The sequence below is a fragment of the Bacillus salitolerans genome (assembly GCF_042680805.1).
GTDB lineage: Bacteria > Bacillota > Bacilli > Bacillales > SA4 > Bacillus_CJ > Bacillus_CJ salitolerans.
The window spans coordinates 55,231-75,125 of sequence record NZ_JBHUEM010000004.1 but is presented as its reverse complement, the minus strand read 5'-3'; the positions used below and the strand labels follow the sequence as shown (position 1 = coordinate 75,125).

The following is a 19,895-nucleotide window of genomic DNA, read 5'->3' as shown; positions in this document are numbered from 1 at the left end:
TCACCGGCTCTTCCTACTTTATTCAAAAGAGCTGCTCAAGGGCGACATTCCAGTTAACTTACCTAAGAAACATCTCAGCTACTTGTTTCTCTCTCTGAAGGAGCTTACCTGTACTCTTCCCTGTCTTTGCATTTATAATTTTAAAATATATAACATAGTCTACGAAATTCCCACTGAATCGTCAATAAGTATTCCCGTATTTTTTTGAATTTATACAAAAAATGGTGATGAGCCTATCTGATTTTCACCTTTTGATGTTGATGTACATACACTGTAATACATAGAACATACTGTAAGGAGGGCAATTTATGAAAAGAAGATATAACCCCTATACCCTTCCTCCTTGGTTGAGGTATTGCCGCTCCGTCACAATACAAGTAATTATTCCAATTACAATCTTCCAAGGAGTTCGAACAATCTTTATCCCTACCCCATTCGACGTTATCCTTTTAGGAATACTAATTTTACTGGCAGTTAGCTTTCACTTAGAATGGCTATAAAAAAGAACACCAAGATTCCCTTATGATTCCTGGGACTCTTGTTGTTCTTTTTTCTTCTTCTCTTCTTCAAACACAACGATGTTCGTAAGAAAATATTCAATGTTTTTCATTTGCCAATAAGATCGCTGGAGAAGCTGTAATGACTTTAATTCACTCTTACTGCTCTTACTCTGATATTCTTTTACTACTCTATACATATTTTCTGGATAAGCCAAGTACGCCATAAATAAAGTAACTTCATCTTCTTGTAAAGGAAAATGACTTCGATACGTTTGAAACCATTGGAAACGATCATCCGTGTGGAGTGGGTACGTTTTACACGACCGGTAAAAAAAGTAAAGCAAATCATGGATAGGGGAAGAATAACCTGACCGTTCAAAGTTAACAAAAAGACCTTGACCTTCTACATTATATAAAAAATGATGGAATGAAGGTTGACCGTGTATAAAAACAGTGCGATATTTCTTTTTCTCGTCCATCATTTCTTTCCAATCATCTAATTTCCTTAATGCAAACTCTTGTGCTCTCATCATCTCTTGAAAATACGTACAGTAATATAGTTGAAAGGGCGACATATATGTGTTCTCTTCACACTTCTCGATAAATAGCTCAAGCTCATCCCTTCTTTTTTGCCAATGATCCTTTATCCAGTCTACAAGCTCATCTACTTCACCATCTTTAAGCCTCTCTTCTTTCAATGAGTTGGCATGTAGTTCTCCTAGCTGTTTAAATAGCTGAAAAGCATGATCGTTTCGTTCCTCTTCATCATTATATGAATCTAACCACGGCATTAAATAGTAAGCACTATAGTGATTATCAAAAACAAAAAAACTCCCAGTTTTTGTTCGATATACTGGAACGCTATATCCATAGCTTTTATATTGTAAAAATTGTAGTTTTCTCTCGTAGTGAGCTATTTCATTATATGGAAGCTTTGCTTGTTTCAAAGCTAGTATTCCATCAGTAGAATGGATTTTTTTCACACGGCCTAAATCCTCAATAAATTGTGGTTCAATGCCATATTCTCTTAACAAAGGTTGATATTGCTGAAGTAATTCAGTTGTCATCGATTATTACACTTCCTTTTCTATTACTCATTGAAAAAGAAGAAACACGTGAGGAGAGAACCTCACTCACGTTTCTTTTAACCTCTTACTTTCGATTTCCAACTAGAGCTGGAATGTATAATATTTGTCCTTCAGCTAAATGCTCTCGATCTAAATGATTAATTCTAATCAACGATTGCGCCTGAACATCATACCGCTCTGCAATCATTTCTAGAGTTTCATCCTTTTGGACAATACACATTCTTAATTTCGCTGTCTCAGATGTATTTTCATCTGCAAATAACTTTGTTAGGTACAAAGTATTTTCATCATTAGACCCAGAATCGTTTGATTCAGCCGGATTACTTGCTTCTGGTTGCTCTACACGACTCTTGAATTCTAGCTGTGGTGCTGTACGTACATAAGCAACGGTCTCTTCGACTTCGTCTGTCTTTTCCTCTGAAACTTCCACCTCTTCTTCAGGATGTTCACTTTTTGCTTCAACGACAAACGGAGTGAATGGGTCTTCATTCGTCACAGGCTCTTCAGATTCCTCTGAATATGAACCTCTCATTAACGGTGCTACCAATTCTTCTTCAATATTTTCTTGTAAATCTTCCTGAAGATCATGGTGAGCATCTTCAGCTGTTACTTCCTCTACTACATCTTCGTCATCCCCTGGTGGTTCTTCCTGAGTGGATTGAACTTCCTCTATCGTTTCATCCACTTCTACATCTTCCTCTTCACGACTTTCTTCTTCTCTTTCTTCCTCAAATGCTGCTTGTTGTTTCTCATCACCATAAATACCTGTTATGGATAAATCAGCTTCTAATAGCAGATTCCCACGTTGAGGTAATTCATAGTCAAATGCTTCAATCGTGACATAGACATCGTTTAAATTTTGGATGCGATTTTTTGGAATCGTAATATCTACTGGGAACTTGTGTCTTAGCTCACTTACCCCATCTTCACGAGTTGTAACCTCATGAACGTTTCTTGCTGTTTCAGGTCTATTAACCTCTCTACCATCATCTTCTGTTTGAGCATGATACTCTCCTGTTAAGACTAATCCACCTTTAACAGATATATATTGATCATGTTCTTGAATGACGATATCTGGATCTAAAGACATTGATAATAACTCAGATACTTCCTGTCCTCTTTGGAACCAAATGGACTCTTCTACAGAAAATCGTATAGACGATTGGTTTTCAACTGTCAAGTCCGCTCCTCCTTTCAAACCCCTCAAATTAATTTACAATGTCATTACAGGTTTATGTTTCAAAAAGCTTGTTTATGAAAAAAACTTTAAAGAATGTAACGTTTCTTGAAGTTTTTATCATCTTGGACATACCGAGAAACTCACACTCGCAAATATTTTCTTAACTTATCAAAAAAAACCACCCCATACAAATGTATGAAGTGGTTTTTCCAATTATTTCTTAAGTCTAGAAAATGACTTTTCTGCTGCTTCAATCGTTTTTTCAATATCCTCATCAGAGTGTACGGTTGAAAGGAACATTCCTTCAAACTGTGAAGGTGGCAAAAACACACCTTCTTCAAGCATGTTACGATAATACTCAGCAAACATATCTAAATTTGATGTTTTTGCTTGTTCATAATTTGTAACTTCTACATCCGTAAAGAAGAAACCAACCATTGATCCTGCTCTTGTTAATCTGTGAGGGAGTTCATATTTTTGTGCAGCTTTTGTTAATCCCTCAATTAAACGATCAGCTTTCCGATCAAATTCGGCATATGTTTCAGGTGTAAGTTGACGCAACGTTTCAAGACCAGCTGTCATTGCAAGTGGATTACCAGATAATGTTCCAGCTTGATAGATAGGACCGCTTGGCGCAATCTTTTCCATAATCTCACGGCGTCCCCCGTAAGCTCCTACTGGAAGTCCTCCGCCGATTACCTTTCCTAAGCAAGTAAGATCTGGTGTAACTCCATATTTCCCTTGTGCAGAATGATAGCCAACACGGAATCCCGTCATTACTTCATCAAAGATTAGTAGAGCACCATATTGATTAGTAATTTCCCTGAGTGCCTCTAAGTAACCTGGTAGAGGTGTAACAACACCCATATTACCTGCAACTGGCTCAATAATAACACCTGCAATATCGTCTCCAAATTGCTCAAATGCATACTTGACACTTTCCATATCGTTATAAGGAACGGTAATCGTATTTTGAGCAATGCCTTCTGGTACACCTGGACTATCCGGGAGTCCTAATGTTGCAACACCTGAACCGGCTTTAATTAAAAGGGAGTCTCCGTGACCATGGTAGCAGCCTTCAAATTTCATAATTTTATTTCTACCTGTATAACCTCTTGCTAGTCTAAGTGCACTCATCGTAGCTTCTGTACCAGAGCTGACCATTCTCACCATCTCAATCGATGGAATTCTTTCAATAACAAGCTTAGCAAGTTCTGTTTCTAGTATCGTAGGTGCACCAAAGCTTGTCCCAAGCTCTGCTACTTTTTTTAATGCTTCAACGAGTTTATCATCAGCATGACCATGAATTAATGGTCCCCAAGAAAGAACATAATCTATGTACTCATTTCCATCAATATCATAAATTTTCGATCCTTTCCCTCTTTCCATAAAAACAGGATCCATTTTCACTGATTTAAATGCACGAACCGGGCTATTAACCCCACCTGGTAACACTGTCTGTGCTTCACTAAAAGCAGCTACAGATTTCGAAAATTGCTTCATATGTTCGGCCTCCTATTTTTCATTTTCAGACAACCAGTTTGCAGCATCTTTCGCAAAGTACGTAATAATCAAGTCGACTCCAGCACGCTTCATACTTGTTAACATTTCTAGCACAATCTCTTTTTCAGAAATCCAACCGTTTTGAGCAGCAGCCTTTATCATAGAATACTCACCACTAACATTGTAAGCTACCACGGGAACATTAAACGAGTCCTTTACATCTCTAATAATATCTAAGTAAGATAGTGCTGGTTTTACAATCAAGAAATCGGCCCCTTCAGCTAGATCGGATTCAGCCTCACGAAGAGCTTCGAGGCGGTTAGCTGGGTCCATTTGGTATGTCTTCCGGTCGCCAAATTGAGGTGTACTATGGGCAGCATCACGGAAAGGTCCGTAAAAAGAAGAAGCATATTTGACTGCATAAGACATAATCGGTGTATCGACAAACCCAGCCTCATCTAATCCTTCACGAATTGCCGCAACAAACCCATCCATCATATTTGATGGTGCGATAATATCTGCTCCTGCCTGTGCTTGACTAACAGCCGTTTTCACTAATAGCTCTAGACTCTTATCATTTTCTACATACCCATCTTCAATGACTCCACAGTGTCCATGAGATGTATATTGACAAAGACAAGTATCCGCAACCACGACTAATTCAGGAAAATGCTCTTTAACAAGCTTTATTGACTTTTGAACAATTCCTTCCTCATGATAAGCACAAGATCCTACTTCATCCTTATCATTTGGTACACCAAATAAAATAATCGACTTGATTCCCAAGTCTACAATCGATTGAACCTCTTTCACTAAATAATCTAAGGATAAATGGTATACACCAGGCATAGAAGGAACTTCCTGCTTTGTATTTTCTTCCTCAACAATAAAAAGCGGATAAATAAAATCTTCTATATGTAAATAAGTTTCTCGGACTATGGAACGCATGTTTGCCGAACTGCGAAGTCTTCTATGACGTTTAAATTGTGCCATCTAGCTCTTCCTCCTTATTAATAAAAAACAAAGTTAATTCATCCAACAAATGGTCTAACGTATAAGTATTCGGTACTATTTGCGGGATAATGCCATATTCCAGTGCTGTTTTTTGGGTGATTGGACCGATACAACAAACAAGTGTCTTGTTTATCCAAGACTGCCAATTTTCATCTCGTAAAAGCTGTACAAAATGTTTAATGGTTGAAGGACTTGTAAATGTGATCGCATCCACTCGTTGATGTAATAACTGTTTGAGCTGTTCTCTAGTCGCCGGACAATAGGTCTCATATACAACAAGCTCATGTACAGTGACTCCAAGCTCTTTTAAACCATTCGCTAATACCGGACGTGCAAGATTTCCCTTTATAAGTAGGATCTTTTTTTGTTCAATAGGCTCCTGCATGAACATTTCAATGAGACACTCTGCCACATATTCCTTTGGAACTAGTGAAGGAATAAATCCTCTCTCTTCAATGGAATTTTTTGTTTTCTCTCCAACTACAGCGATGTTAGGTAACCGTAGTACAGATTCTTTTTTCAATTTATAATACAGTTCAAAAAAATAGCTTACTCCATTTGCACTCGTAAACACAATCCAATCATACTGCATAAGATCATGAATGATTCGTTCTTCATGCTCAGTTATGGTTGAAAGTCTAAAGTCAAGTAGCGGAACTGAAATTGGCACTCCACCGAGTTTCGATATATGTGCAGCCAATTGTTCGTTACTTTTTCCATCTCTAGTAATCACAATCGTTTTATGATGAAGAGGCAATGCTTTCATTAAGAATTAAGGTCCTCTTTTACCTTCTTAATCATATCTAAGGCTCCTTGATCTTTTAGTCGTTTCGCTACTTCTTGCCCAACTTTCAAGTAATCAGATCCAGTTACTGTCTCTTTAAGAATGGTTTTCCCTTCAGGTGTACCAACTAATCCTGTTAATCTGATCTGCTGATCTTCTAAGAGCGTTGCAAGTCCCGCGATAGGTACTTGACAACCTCCTTCAAGCTCATGGAGAAACACGCGTTCCGCCTTAACAGTCGTTTCAGTCTTCGTATCATTGAATTTTTGTAGCCAATCTAGTAGGTCTGAATCCTCTTCCCTACATTCTATTGAAAGAGCACCTTGACCAACCGCAGGTAAACAAATCTCTGGCTCAAGATATTCCGTTACTACCTCTTCTGTCCACCCCATACGATGTAAGCCCGCAGCTGCTAATAGTATCGCATCGTACTCTTCATTTTTCAGCTTAGATAGTCTTGTATCAATATTTCCACGAATCCATTTTACATTTAAATCAGGACGAATGGCTAGTAACTGAGCACTTCTTCTTAGGCTACTCGTTCCGATAATCGCCCCTTTCTTTAAAGCGGCAAGCTTCGTATGATCCTTTGAAATTAATACATCACGATAATCAACACGTGCTGGCATACAACCAACAATTAAACCATTAGGTAAGACAGCTGGCATATCCTTCATGCTATGAACAGCCATATCAATTTCTTTATCTAGCATAGCTTGTTCGATTTCTTTTACAAAGAGACCCTTTCCACCAACCTTTGATAATGTCACATCCAGTATGACATCACCCTTAGTAACGATCTCTTTCACTTTAAATTCAAATGGTGCCCCTAATGCTTTTAATTGTTCAATCACCCAATTTGTCTGGGTTAAAGCAAGCTTACTTCTACGAGAACCTACAATAATTTCTCTCATCATTATCCTCCTTCACCGTTAAAACTACACTTCCTTGCTTACGAATGCCAAATATGAAATCGCGACAAATTACCAAATAAAAAATAGTTAATGAGCAGGACTAAAAACGCCATATTATTTAATGTAGCCATTGTTTTTCCTTCAAGTCCTTTTCCAACTCTCAAATATAAATAAGAACTATATGTAACGAGCACAATAAATGACCCAATGACCTTTGCATCATACCAATAAAAATGATCGAGCTTTATATAAGCCCAGATTATTCCTAATAAAAGAGATAATATCAGCATTGGTACTCCAATCACATTTAATACATACGACATGTGATCTAGTTTTGACAAATCACCTAATCGAAGTAATCTTTTTCCCCATTTTTTCTTCTTCAATAAATTATATTGAATAAAATATAACAATGAAAAAACAAAGGAAAGAGTAAAAGCCCCGTAAGACAAAATGGCCATTGTAATATGTATAATCAGTAATTCCGAGACTAGTTGTTGGGCTAATAATGTTGATTGATGCTGAGCGGGAGCAAAGGTATGAAGAGACATAATAAAGAAACCGAGCACATTCGTGAAGAACACGATAAAGTCGACTCGTACTAGTCGGTTTACTATAAGTGATAGGGATATAAGTACCCATGCGTAAAAGTATAACCCTTCAAATATCGTAAGTATGGGGATTCTGCCAATATCAATCATTCGAATGATTAAGAAAAATGTTTGTAAAATCCAAACAATAGAAAGCAACCAGAAGGCGATTCGGTTTGCCTTCCGGTTGTTGTGTAAGAAATCAATAAAGTATAATAATACACTAAGTGCATATATAAGAATGGTAAGTTCGTAAACCCAACTCATTGAGATAGTAAACATTCATCAAATCCTCACTTAGACTTTTGCCGATACCTTTTGAGAAGATACTTGCCATTGATTCGACTCACTTGTCACGCTTTGATTTTCACGCTTCTTATGCACTTCAACTGCTTCTTCAATATCAAAGATTTTCATAAATAAGTCTAGAGATTCCTCAGCATTTGGCTCACCTGCTAGCTCTTTTGCTTTTAAAATCGGATCTCGTAATAATTGATTAATGATACTCTTCGTATGCTTATTTAGTACTTTAATGTCTCGCTCTGTTAGATTCGGTAGCTTTCGTTCGATACTTAGCATCGTTTCGGCTTGAACAGCTAGAGCTTTTTCACGTAATGCAGAAATCACAGGTACGACTCCAAGTGTACGTAGCCATTTGTTAAATTCTACGATATCCTCTTCAATCATAAGCTCTATTTTTTCAGCCTCATGCTGACGCTCTTGAAGGTTTGCTTCTACAATTCCTTCCAAGTCATCGATGTCATATAAAAACACACTGTCTAAGTTAGATAGTGCTGGATCAAGATCTCGAGGTACCGCAATATCCACCATAAAGATAGGACGACCTTTACGTTTCTTTTCTGCCTTCGCCATAATCGACTCAGTTATTACGTAATCCTTTGAACCAGTAGAGCTTATTACAATATCAGCCATTGATAAAACCGTTTCAAGTTCTTCTATAGGCTTAGCCGTTCCTGCAAAGCGTGAAGCTAATAATTCAGCTTTTTCTAGAGTGCGATTTAAAACCGTTACTTGCCCTACACCATTACCATGTAGATTTTGAACAGCAAGCTCGCCCATTTTTCCAGCACCTAATATTACAACGTGTTTGTTTACTAAAGAACCAAAGATTTTTTTCGCAAGCTCAACGGCTGCATAACTTACAGAAACGGCATTAGATCCAATCTCCGTTTCAGAATGAGCACGTTTTGCAAGGGTAATAGCTTGCTTAAATAGCTGATTAAATACCGTACCCACCGTTTGTTCCTCTTGTGATAAGCCAAAGCTCGTACGTACTTGTCCGAGAATTTGTGTTTCACCAAGTATCATTGAGTTTAAGCCACATGAAACTCGAAACAAGTGCTCAACGGCTGCTTCATCTTCGTGGATTGTTAAAAATGGAGAGAATTCCGTTTTATCTAATCCAAACCATTCCGACATAAATGACTTTATATAATAACGTCCTGTGTGGAGTTGGTCCACAACAGCATAAATTTCCGTACGGTTACATGTAGAAACAATTACGTTTTCTAAAATACTTTTTTGGTTCTTTAGCCGTGTCATTGCCTGTGGTAAATCTAGTTGATTAAATGTTAGTTTTTCACGAATCTCAACAGGGGCTGTTTTATAATTTACGCCAACTACAAGAATATGCATTTGTTCATCCACCCCCATAATAATGTATGTTTATTATAACATGAATAAAATTAAGTCCTGTTTAAAAATTGTGAACAGACTATGAACTCATATGATAAGATAAATATTGGTATTATTCGAAGACGTCCTTAAAAAAATGACTCCAAAATGTACAATAACAAAAACAACACCGTTTATCAAGTACAAGTACCTACTATCGATTTTTCTACTTATTGGAAGGTGATTATCTATGAAGAAACAAGGTGTATTTCCTGGAATAATATTAATTGGAATAGGACTATATTTTTTACTGGACCAACTCAATCTCTATTCGTTAAAAGTTTTTTATACTTGGCCCACATTACTTATCATTATCGGAATTGCGTTTCTAGCACAAGCTTACACATCTAGAGACTATCAAAATATCGTTCCTGGATTTATTTTGTTTGGGTTTGGTCTACATTTTCATTTTTCAATACTTTTTTCCTTTTGGCCAGAACATTGGGCAATGTTCACCTTGATTATTGGTTGTGCATTTTTACTTAAATATCAGCAAACAAAGTCGAATCTACTCCCAGGATTATTATTATTAATTTTATCCATTCTTGCCTTATTTTATCACGAAGTTATAGGGTGGTTAGGGTGGATCGGTTCCATTGTAAACTTCATTGAGAAATATTGGCCAATCGGTTTAATTGTGGCAGGTGTTTATTTACTATTTATAAAGAAAAAATAAGACGACACGTTGTGCCGTCTTATTTTTTATAGTACTTTACTTAAAAATTCTCTTGTTCTCTCTTCTTTTGGTTTGGAAAAGATTTGTTCGGGGTGACCAACCTCCACAATTTTCCCATCGTGCATATAGACAACCCAATCAGCTACTTCTTTAGCGAAACCCATTTCATGGGTGACGACAACCATCGTCATTCCATCTAAAGCGAGTGCCTTCATGGTTGAAAGGACCTCACCTACTAATTCAGGGTCTAGAGCGGATGTTGGTTCATCAAATAGCATGATATCTGGTTTCATTGCAAGTGCCCTAGCAATGGCAACCCTCTGTTTTTGTCCACCTGAAAGCTTGGATGGATATACATCCTTCTTCTCTTCAAGACCGACCTTGCGAAGAAGATCAATCCCTTCTTCAATCGCCTGTTGTTTAGGTATTTTTTTTACTTGAACAGGGGCTTCGATGACATTTTGAAGAACAGTTTTATGTGGAAACAAGTTAAAGTGCTGAAACACCATTCCTACCTTTTGCCGTATATGGTTAAGGTTATGTGTTCCCTTGTTAATTTCTTCTCCCTCAATCATAATCAATCCATTATCCTTCATTTCTAAGAAATTCAAACACCGCAGCAGGGTGCTCTTTCCTGACCCGCTTGCACCAATCAAGACGACAACGTCGCTTTCTCTCACATTAATATCTATATCCTTTAATACATGTAAATCCCCAAATGATTTGTTTAGTTTTTCTACTTTTATCATTTCTCGCTCTTTGCTCATTCGATCAGCCCTCTCCTTCCCGACTTTTTAATCACCAGCGGCCATTTTCTTCTCTAATGCAGATACTAGTAATGTAAAGATAAATACTAGAATTAAATAGTACACACCAGCGATGATTAAATATGTCATACTATCGAATTCATTCGCTCCAAGTGTAGTAGCAACATTGAAGAGTTCGTAAAATCCTATGAAAGCTGCAAGTGAGGAATCCTTTAAGGCAATAATGAATTGGTTTCCAAGTGGGGGTAGGGCTCTTTTAAATGCTTGTGGTAATATGATTCTTCGCATCGTTAAGTTTTTACTCATCCCTAAGGACCTGCCTGCTTCCATCTGTCCTTTATCGATAGATTGAATGCATCCTCTGAAAATTTCCGCAATATAGGCTCCATTATGAAAAGCTAATCCTAATGCCACCGACCAAAACGCTGAAATATTTAATTCCGCTAATCCAAAGTAAAAAATAAAGATTTGTAAAATCAATGGTGTCCCACGTACTACATAAATATATAAGTTCGCTATCCATTCAAATAGTTTAATACCTGATATTTTTAAAAGGGCAAATACTAACCCAATAATAATAGCTATTAAAAGTGAAATGGCTGTAACATATAAAGTCATCCACATTCCCTTTAAAAACACAGGGTACGTTTCAGCAAATGTGCTTAATAGATGAAAAAAGTTAGGCAATTGATTCAACTCCTTTGATGTTCCTTTAGATAGGAAAGCATGTGCATTTCGCACATGCTTTCTTATTTAATCAGATTTGAAACACCCCATTATTCAGGGGCAACCGTGATATCTTCACCGAAGTACTTAATACTGATATCTTTTAATGTACCATTCTCACGAAGTGTTTGAAGTGCATCATTAATCGCTTCTAGCAATGCTTCATTTTCTTTAGATACAGCGATGGCTTGTTCACTTCGCCCTAGAAGCGCTCTTCCCTCAATAGAAAAGCCAGCTCCGATCGCTTCTTTTCCAGTGATAAAATCAGTAATAACGGCATCATGTTTTCCGTTATTGAGTGATTCTAATGCTGTAACATCACTATCATACTGAATAATTGTATCGGTTACCTCAGCTGCTGTATCGGCATAAGTTGACCCTTTAGATACTGCTACTTCTAATCCAGTAAGATCATCGAGAGTTTGAATATTACTATCGGGTCTTACAAAAATTTGAGGACCTGAGTAGTAATAAGGAGTTGAAAAGTTTACACTTTCTAATCTTTCTTCCGTAATGGTGTGACTGGCAACTGCAGCATCAAAACGACCTGTTTTCACACCTTCAACTATTGCATTAAACTTATACTTTTGCTGTGAAGGCTCTAATCCTAGCTCAGCTGCTACTGCTTCTCCTACTTCAATATCAAATCCAGTCATGACACCGCTACCATCAGTCATACTAAATGGCTTAAATTCTCCAGATGAGGCGAATGTAAATTTCCCGCCTTCTGCAAGCTGGTAGCCTTCACTCGTTGTGGTTTTCCCGCCACAGGCAGCTAGCAGACCTACCACCAAAATCATCACTACCGTAGACAATAGATGTTTTCTTCTCATGCTCTTTCTCCCCCTTAGAAAATATATGAATAAAGCTGATCCTAGGTAGTCTCAAAAAGTGTGGCAGTTATGTTTATGTATATGGATGCGAACAAGCATCGAATTGTCCCACTTTTTGAATCTACCCCTTTAAGGGTAACAGCCTTCTTCCCATTGTCGCAATTTTCATATTTCTTAGTTACCCGTTATTAACAGACATAAAACCTGATTTTCACAAAAAAATATACTTTTTCCATACAAATCCCTTTTTTTCCTTACATATCCTTCATATAGTGAGAAATGAAATATATAGTGAACGATGAATCCAGTATTTTAAAAAAACTTAGCGTAAATCTAGTATTTTGTGATCCTCATGTTCGGTTTGGCTTACCTCGTTTCCGGTTTACTTTCCTCTTACTCGGTTTTACTTACCTCGTTTCCCGATTTACTTTCCTCTTGCTCACTTTTACTTACCTCGTTTCCCGATTTACTTTCCTCTTGCTCGGTTTTACTTACCTCGTTTCCGGTTTACTTTCTTCTTGTTCGTTTTTACTTACCTCGTTTCCCGATTTACTTTCCTCTTGCTCACTTTTACTTACCTCGTTTCCGGTTTACTTTCCTCTTACTCGATTTTACTTACCTCGTTTCCCGATTTACTTTCCTCTTGCTCGCTTTTACTTACCTCGTTTCCCGATTTACTTTCCTCTTGCTCGCTTTTACTTATCTCGTTTCCGGTTTACTTTCCTCGTTCAACGTTTTACTTATCTCGATTCAACTATTACTTATCTCTGATATTATATTTCGTGTCTCTAGTACTAATTCTTTTCATACAGAACAAAAGTCTCAGTGCGCCACGTTTAGATTAAGGCAGAGCAAATGTTCTGTCATGAAAGAAAGGTGGTTTTCCCTTTTATTCATGACAGGTTTTTCGACCAAGGAAAAAGTGATTTTTCTTTTTCCCTCGAGTAGGATGAAATGGCAAAGGTCGTCGCCACTTCAGCTTGGCTGGGCGCTGGAGCTTCGATTTAGCCGTAACATTATATAAACTAAACACCAGAAACGTATACTTTATTAACTTAAAAATAAAAAAGAAGAGTCTTAAGACTCTTCTTCCGATTGTTCCATGTGGCAATATTTTAGCAGTGTTTTCCATGCTTCATCTTTTCCTAGTCCTGTTTCTGAAGAAAACAGGACTAGGGGATCACCTTTTTCCACTTGAAGGGTTTCTCTTACAACCTTAAGGTGTTTTTGCCATTTTCCTTTTGGGATTTTATCTGCTTTGGTTGCCACAATCATTGTGGGAATGTTGTGATGTTTTAAAAAGTCATACATCATGACATCATCGTTTGATGGGGCATGACGTAGGTCAACAAGGAGTACCACAAGCTTTAGATGTTCTCCTTTTGTCAAATACGTCTCGATCATTTTCCCCCAAGCCGCTCGCTCAGATTTCGAAACCTTGGCATAACCGTACCCAGGAACATCTACAAAATATAACTTTTCATTAATGATATAAAAGTTTAATAACTGTGTCTTTCCAGGCTTTGAGGAGGTTCTCGCTAATGCTTTACGATTAATCATCTTATTAATAAAAGATGACTTCCCTACATTTGATCTACCAGCCAAAGCGATTTGTGGTAAACCATCATCAGGATACTGCTCTGGTTTCACAGCGCTGATGACAATTTCAGCTTGATTTACTTTCATTTTTTCTCCCCTACTAATGCGTGCTTAAGTACCTCATCTAAATGTGACACAAGGATATATTTTAAGTCATTTCGTACACTTTCTGGAATATCGTCCAAATCTTTTTCATTTTCTTTTGGAGCAATGATTGTCTTTAATCCCGCTCTATGGGCACTTAACGATTTTTCCTTTAATCCGCCAATTGGTAAAACACGACCTCTTAGGGTTATCTCACCTGTCATCCCTACTTCTTTCCGCACGGCTCTTCCAGTTAAAGCAGACACTAATGCAGTTGCAATTGTGATACCAGCAGAAGGTCCGTCTTTAGGAACAGCTCCTTCTGGTACGTGAATATGAATATCGTTTTTCTCATTAAACTCTGGATCAATGTTGAATTCTGATGCTCTTGAACGAATATAGCTAAAAGCTGCTTGGGCCGATTCCTTCATGACATCTCCTAGCTTTCCTGTTAACAGAAGCTTGCCTTTTCCAGGGACGACAGATACTTCAATGGAAAGTGTGTCTCCCCCAAAGGCAGTATAGGCAAGTCCCGTAACAACACCGACTTGATCTTCAATTTCAGCTTGTCCGTAACGGAATTTAGGCTTACCGAGTAGCTCTTCTAATCGTTTTTCGGTTATAATCACCTTATTTTGCTCTTCTGATACAATCAGTTTCGCTGTCTTTCTCGATAGGGTAGCAAGCTGTCTTTCTAAATTTCGGACTCCCGCTTCCCTTGTATACATGCGAATGAGCTTTAATAGGGCTTCCTCCCGAAGTTGCATATTGCCCTTAGTTAGACCATGCTCTTCCATTTGCTTTGGAAGTAAATGGTCTTTTGCAATATGAACTTTTTCGACCTCCGTATAGCCTGCAATCGTTATAACTTCCATACGATCTAATAAAGGTCCAGGTATTGTTGATAAATTATTCGCTGTTGCTATAAACATCACTTTCGATAAATCATATGGTTCTTCAATGTAATGGTCACTAAAGTTATGATTTTGTTCAGGATCTAACACTTCAAGCATTGCAGCTGAAGGATCACCTCTAAAATCACTAGACATTTTATCGATTTCATCTAGTAAGAAAACAGGGTTTATTGTTCCGGCTTTTTTCATACCTTGGATAACACGTCCAGGCATTGCTCCCACGTACGTTCTACGATGTCCGCGTATTTCAGACTCATCTCTTACTCCACCAAGTGAGACGCGTACAAAATTTCGATTCAATGATTTAGCAATCGAGCGAGCTAATGACGTTTTACCAACCCCTGGTGGACCCACAAGACAAAGGATTGGACCTTTTAGAGATTGTGTTAGCTTTTGTACGGCTAAGTACTCTAATACACGTTCTTTCACTTTATCTAAACCATAATGATCTTCGTTTAATACTTTTTCGGAATGCTTAATATCTAACTGGTCTTCTGTTGCTTTCGTCCAAGGAAGTGAAATGAGCCATTCTATATAATTTCGAATAACAGCACTTTCCGCTGAGCTTGATGGGATTTTCTCGTAACGATCTAATTCTTTAAGAGCTGTCTCTTTCACTGATTGAGGCATGCCTGCTTCTTCAATTTTTCCCTTAAGTGTGCTTACTTCACCTGTTTTGCCTTCTTTATCACCAAGTTCTTTTTGAATGGCTTTCATTTGTTCACGCAAGTAATATTCTTTTTGTGTACGTTCCATTGAACGTTTTACACGTTGACCAATTTTCTTTTCGAGATTTAATACTTCTCTTTCGTTGTTGATAATACTAATAAGCTTATTAAGACGTTCTTTTACATTAAAGATTTCTAATATGTCCTGCTTTTCTTTCATCTTTAACGGAAGATGTGAAGCAATTAAATCAGCCATTCTTCCTGGCTCTTCAATGTCAGAGATTGTTGCATACGTTTCAGCCGAAACCTTTTTAGATAACTTTATGTATTGTTCAAAATAATCAAGTAAAGATCTCATTAATGCTTCTTCTTCAATATCTCGTTTTGTAGGATCTTCTGTGATTTTAACTTGAACAGAAACATATTCATCGTGATCATAAAAATTAGTAATTTCTCCGCGACTTAGTCCTTCTACTAAAACACGAATTGTACCATTTGGAAGCTTTAACATTTGCTTCACTCTCGATAGTGTTCCAATTTGATAAATATCTTCTTCCTCAGGGTTATCAATAGCTGCATCTTTTTGTGTGGCTAAAAATATTATATGTTCTTCCATCATAGCCTTTTCTAACGCTTGTACTGACTTTTCCCGTCCAACATCTAAGTGTAATACCATAGTAGGATAGACGAGTAATCCCCTTAATGGGAGAAGTGGGACGATCATTTCCTTTTTCTTCGCCATTATGCTGTTGCACCTCCGTAACGATCATACTCACAACGTCATTAAAAGTCTTGTTCAATTCTATCTTATTTGATTCCCTTTTGTCTATTAAGGTGCAAATGTACATCCGTTTTTATTGTACATGAACCATTCTACTACATGACCAAAGAAGGGAAAATGTCCCTTCTTTTAATTTTTATACGGACTCCGTTTTTGTATTCATTATACTTGATGAAGCCGGAATTACTTCTTCCTCAAAGACAGCTGGGCTTTTGACTAAGGTAATGTCTAATACCTCTGTCAAATGCGTAACTGGAATTATTTCAATTCCATCAATTTCTTTGAGGATTGATTGGACATTTTCTTTAGGAATAATTACTTTTTTTGCGCCTGCTTGCTTCGCTGCTTTTATTTTTGCAAATACTCCACCAATTGGTTTAACAAATCCGTGAATACTAATTTCCCCTGTCATCGCAACAGATTGATCAATCGGGATATTATGAATAGCCGAATAAATTCCAGTCGCCATTGCAATACCCGCTGACGGACCATCTACAGGTATACCACCTGGAAAATTAACATGGATATCATATTCCTCAGCAGGAACACCTAACGTTCGAAGCACTGTTAATACATTCTCAGTTGAGCCCTTAGCCATACTTTTCCTTCTGACTGATTTACCACGATCACCAATACTTTCCTCTTCTACAATTCCAGTTATATTTATACTCCCCTTTTCTTTGGTCGGAATAACTGTCACTTCAATTTCTAGTAAGGCGCCTGTATTCGGACCGTATACAGCTAAGCCATTTACTAATCCTACTTTAGCGTCTTTTATAACTTTCTTTTCATTTCGAGGAGACAATTGACTTGAGTGAATCACCCACTCAATATCTTCCGTTTTAATATGGGTGCGGTTTTCTGAAATTGCTAATCCCGCTGCAATCTGAACCATGTTCACCGCTTCTCTACCGTTTCGTGCATAGGAGGCAAGTATCGAGATTCCTTCTTCTTTAATATCCATGTTAATTTTGTCTGCAGCTTTTCTCGCTACTGTTGCTAATTCCGCTGGTTCTAGCTCCCTAAAGAATACTTCTAAGCAACGAGAACGAATGGCTGGAGGAAGCTCATTTGGAGTTCGAGTGGTTGCCCCTATCATTCTAAAATCTGCTGGTAATCCATTTTGAAAAATATCATGAATGTGCGTTGGAATTTGAGTATTTTCCTCACTATAATAAGCACTCTCTAAAAAGACCTTACGATCCTCTAATACCTTTAACATTTTGTTCATTTGAATTGGGTGTAGCTCCCCTATTTCATCAATAAATAGTACTCCCCCATGTGCATGGGTGACAGCACCTTGCTTAGGTTGCGGAATTCCCGCCTGGCCCATTGCACCTGCGCCTTGGTAAATTGGATCATGAACAGAACCAATTAACGGGTCGGCAATTCCTCTTTCATCAAACCTTGCTGTTGTTGCATCTAATTCAACAAATACAGCATCTTTATTAAATGGTGATTTAGAGTTGCGTTTTGCCTCTTCTAGTACAAGTCTAGCAGCTGCTGTTTTTCCTACACCAGGTGGTCCATAAACTATAACGTGCTGTGGATTTGGTCCGCATAATGCGGCTTTTAATGCTCTAATTCCATCTTCTTGTCCAACAATATCATGAAAAGTAGTAGGTCTCACTTTTTCTGCAAGTGGTTCTGTTAAAGAAATCGATCGTAATTTCCGTAGCTGCTCCATTTCTTTTCTTGACTCTTTATCAATGGATACCTTTTGAGTACGTTGGTTTCGAAGTAAATTCCAAAAGTATAAGCCGATAATTACTCCGAAAAATAATTGGATAAATAACGCAATGCCAGTCCAACTCATGTTTTACCTCCTGGTTTCTATGTTGTCTATTAATCATTAGTATCTCCCTGTAATAGTTGGACTAAACAAAAAAAATCACTTACTTATCTTTGTAAGTAGGAGGTAAATACGAAATGAAAATTATACTCTTTTTATTTCTACCCTTATAAATGAAAAAAGAAAACCAGATAGACTGGTTTTCTCATCATGCTTACGCTGAATCCTTTTTATCTTTTCCGGATATAACTGTTCCGTCTTTTAAGACAAGCTTTGGTGTGCTCGTTCCTTTAACTGTTTCTAATGTGATGACACATTTTTCAATGTCGTTACGTGAAGGAAGGTCATACATAACATCTAACATAATCCCTTCGATAATAGAGCGAAGTCCACGTGCTCCTGTTTTACGTTCAATCGCACGCTTCGAAATTTCTCTTAGAGAATCTTCATCAAATTCAAGCTCAACGTCGTCAAGCTCGAGTAATTTTTGGTATTGCTTTACTAAAGCATTTTTAGGCTTAGTAAGGATTTCAACTAATGCATCCTCATCAAGCTGTTCTAAATTCGCAATAACAGGTAATCGCCCAATAAATTCTGGAATCAAACCAAATTTTAACAAATCTTCTGGAAGTACTTTAGAAAGTAATGAAGTATCGCCTTCTTCAACAACAGAATTTGCACCGAATCCGATAACCTTTTTACCTAAGCGGCGTTTAATGATTTGTTCAATTCCATCAAATGCTCCACCACAAATAAATAATATGTTTGTTGTATCAATTTGAATAAATTCCTGGTGTGGATGCTTTCTTCCACCCTGAGGAGGCACACTAGCTACGGTTCCTTCAAGAATCTTCAGTAAAGCTTGTTGAACCCCTTCACCTGATACATCACGAGTTATTGATGGATTTTCAGATTTACGTGCAACCTTATCAATTTCATCTATATAGATAATACCCTTTTCAGCTTTCTCTACATCATAATCAGCAGCTTGGATAAGCTTTAGTAAGATATTCTCAACATCTTCACCAACATAACCAGCTTCAGTTAAGGATGTAGCATCTGCAATAGCAAACGGTACATTCAATATTCTCGCTAGTGTTTGAGCAAGTAATGTTTTACCACTACCTGTTGGCCCAATCATTGCGATATTACTTTTAGAAAGCTCAACATCATCAATCTTACTATTTGAGTTAATGCGCTTATAGTGATTATAAACCGCCACAGCTAATGACTTTTTTGCAGACTCTTGACCGATGACATATTCATCTAGAATATCACGGATTTCCATTGGCTTCGGAACATCCTTGAATTCTACTTCTTCTTCTGTCCCAAGCTCTTCTTCTACAATTTCTGTACATAACTCGATACATTCATCACATATATAAACGCCTGGACCAGCAACTAGCTTACGTACTTGATCCTGTGTCTTGCCACAAAATGAACATTTTAGCTGACCTTTTTCATCGTTAAATTTAAACATATGTCTCACCCCTTACGTTACTACTGTGCCAATGGTGCTTCTTATTTGAAGCTACGAAATTTTTATATCTCATTCGTATTTATGTATTGCATTTTACCATAAACGTGCTTGTAGAGGGTAATGATAACCCTCTATATGTATGTATTTGTTAAAAAGGCGTTTTTTATGAGAGGTCAAAACATTTAGACGATTGTATATTTTGAATATGATATAAAGGGTTTCGTACGTTTATATCTCAATAAACGTGATGCTTATTTAGTACTATGTAGAAACTTTTGTTAGTAAAAACAAGGCACGAACTAGTCGC

Annotated in this window: 17 protein-coding genes and 1 other annotated feature (1 of these 18 running past the window's edge); of the genes, 2 read left to right on the top strand and 15 right to left on the bottom strand. The window is 37.4% G+C overall.

What is annotated here, in order from left to right; genetic code table 11:
* Positions 1-136 (bottom strand) — a binding site (T-box leader) (it extends 95 nt beyond the left edge of the window).
* 172 nt (positions 137-308) lie between these two features.
* Positions 309-500, top strand: coding sequence for a hypothetical protein (locus tag ACFSCX_RS05495; RefSeq protein ID WP_377927150.1), 192 nt, complete (start codon positions 309-311; stop codon positions 498-500).
* 20 nt (positions 501-520) lie between these two features.
* Here ACFSCX_RS05495 and ysxE read toward each other — a convergent pair whose 3' ends face one another.
* The 8 genes from ysxE to hemA form a co-directional block, all read right to left on the bottom strand.
* Complete coding sequence (gene ysxE, locus ACFSCX_RS05490; protein ID WP_377927149.1) at positions 521-1,567, bottom strand: spore coat protein YsxE; 1,047 nt, start codon at positions 1,565-1,567, stop codon at positions 521-523.
* A gap of 85 nt (positions 1,568-1,652) precedes the next feature.
* Positions 1,653-2,768, bottom strand: coding sequence for a stage VI sporulation protein D (gene spoVID, locus ACFSCX_RS05485; protein WP_377927148.1), 1,116 nt, complete (start codon positions 2,766-2,768; stop codon positions 1,653-1,655).
* Positions 2,769-2,981: 213 nt separating this feature from the next.
* Complete coding sequence (gene hemL / locus ACFSCX_RS05480; protein ID WP_377927147.1) at positions 2,982-4,271, bottom strand: glutamate-1-semialdehyde 2,1-aminomutase; 1,290 nt, start codon at positions 4,269-4,271, stop codon at positions 2,982-2,984.
* 12 nt (positions 4,272-4,283) lie between these two features.
* Positions 4,284-5,264, bottom strand: a complete 981-nt coding sequence (gene hemB / locus ACFSCX_RS05475) for a porphobilinogen synthase (RefSeq protein WP_377927145.1) — start codon at positions 5,262-5,264, stop codon at positions 4,284-4,286.
* Positions 5,251-6,051 (bottom strand): uroporphyrinogen-III synthase, encoded by an 801-nt coding sequence (locus tag ACFSCX_RS05470; protein WP_377927144.1) that lies wholly within the window; start codon positions 6,049-6,051, stop codon positions 5,251-5,253. The genes hemB and ACFSCX_RS05470 overlap by 14 nt, the downstream gene beginning before the upstream one ends.
* Positions 6,051-6,983 carry a hydroxymethylbilane synthase gene (hemC, locus tag ACFSCX_RS05465; RefSeq protein WP_377927142.1) on the bottom strand — a complete coding sequence of 311 codons (933 nt, stop codon included), beginning with the start codon at positions 6,981-6,983 and terminating at the stop codon, positions 6,051-6,053. Before hemC ends, ACFSCX_RS05470 begins: the two co-directional genes overlap by 1 nt.
* Before the next feature lie 38 nt (positions 6,984-7,021).
* Positions 7,022-7,855 (bottom strand): cytochrome C assembly family protein, encoded by an 834-nt coding sequence (locus ACFSCX_RS05460; RefSeq protein WP_377927141.1) that lies wholly within the window; start codon positions 7,853-7,855, stop codon positions 7,022-7,024.
* A gap of 15 nt (positions 7,856-7,870) precedes the next feature.
* Complete coding sequence (hemA, locus tag ACFSCX_RS05455; RefSeq protein ID WP_377927140.1) at positions 7,871-9,229, bottom strand: glutamyl-tRNA reductase; 1,359 nt, start codon at positions 9,227-9,229, stop codon at positions 7,871-7,873.
* Between the two features lie 229 nt (positions 9,230-9,458).
* Between hemA and ACFSCX_RS05450 the strand changes: the two genes are divergently transcribed.
* Positions 9,459-9,944: a LiaI-LiaF-like domain-containing protein gene (locus ACFSCX_RS05450; protein ID WP_377927139.1), complete on the top strand. Its 486-nt coding sequence runs from the start codon at positions 9,459-9,461 to the stop codon at positions 9,942-9,944.
* Between the two features lie 26 nt (positions 9,945-9,970).
* Here ACFSCX_RS05450 and ACFSCX_RS05445 read toward each other — a convergent pair whose 3' ends face one another.
* The 7 genes from ACFSCX_RS05445 to clpX all read right to left on the bottom strand — a co-directional run bounded on the left by ACFSCX_RS05445 (position 9,971) and on the right by clpX (position 19,588).
* A complete protein-coding gene (locus ACFSCX_RS05445) occupies positions 9,971-10,693 on the bottom strand; it encodes an amino acid ABC transporter ATP-binding protein (RefSeq protein ID WP_377927217.1) in 723 nt (240 codons plus the stop codon).
* Positions 10,694-10,738: 45 nt separating this feature from the next.
* Complete coding sequence (locus ACFSCX_RS05440; protein WP_377927138.1) at positions 10,739-11,398, bottom strand: amino acid ABC transporter permease; 660 nt, start codon at positions 11,396-11,398, stop codon at positions 10,739-10,741.
* 89 nt (positions 11,399-11,487) lie between these two features.
* Positions 11,488-12,270 (bottom strand): transporter substrate-binding domain-containing protein, encoded by a 783-nt coding sequence (locus ACFSCX_RS05435; protein ID WP_377927137.1) that lies wholly within the window; start codon positions 12,268-12,270, stop codon positions 11,488-11,490.
* Between the two features lie 1,077 nt (positions 12,271-13,347).
* Complete coding sequence (gene yihA, locus ACFSCX_RS05430) at positions 13,348-13,956, bottom strand: ribosome biogenesis GTP-binding protein YihA/YsxC (RefSeq protein WP_377927136.1); 609 nt, start codon at positions 13,954-13,956, stop codon at positions 13,348-13,350.
* Positions 13,953-16,277 (bottom strand): endopeptidase La, encoded by a 2,325-nt coding sequence (gene lon / locus ACFSCX_RS05425; protein ID WP_377927135.1) that lies wholly within the window; start codon positions 16,275-16,277, stop codon positions 13,953-13,955. Before lon ends, yihA begins: the two co-directional genes overlap by 4 nt.
* A gap of 175 nt (positions 16,278-16,452) precedes the next feature.
* Positions 16,453-18,132 carry an ATP-dependent protease LonB gene (gene lonB / locus ACFSCX_RS05420; protein WP_377927134.1) on the bottom strand — a complete coding sequence of 560 codons (1,680 nt, stop codon included), beginning with the start codon at positions 18,130-18,132 and terminating at the stop codon, positions 16,453-16,455.
* A gap of 190 nt (positions 18,133-18,322) precedes the next feature.
* On the bottom strand, positions 18,323-19,588 hold the full coding sequence (gene clpX, locus ACFSCX_RS05415) for an ATP-dependent protease ATP-binding subunit ClpX (RefSeq protein ID WP_377927133.1): 1,266 nt from the start codon (positions 19,586-19,588) through the stop codon (positions 18,323-18,325).
* Positions 19,589-19,895 lie beyond the last annotated feature (307 nt).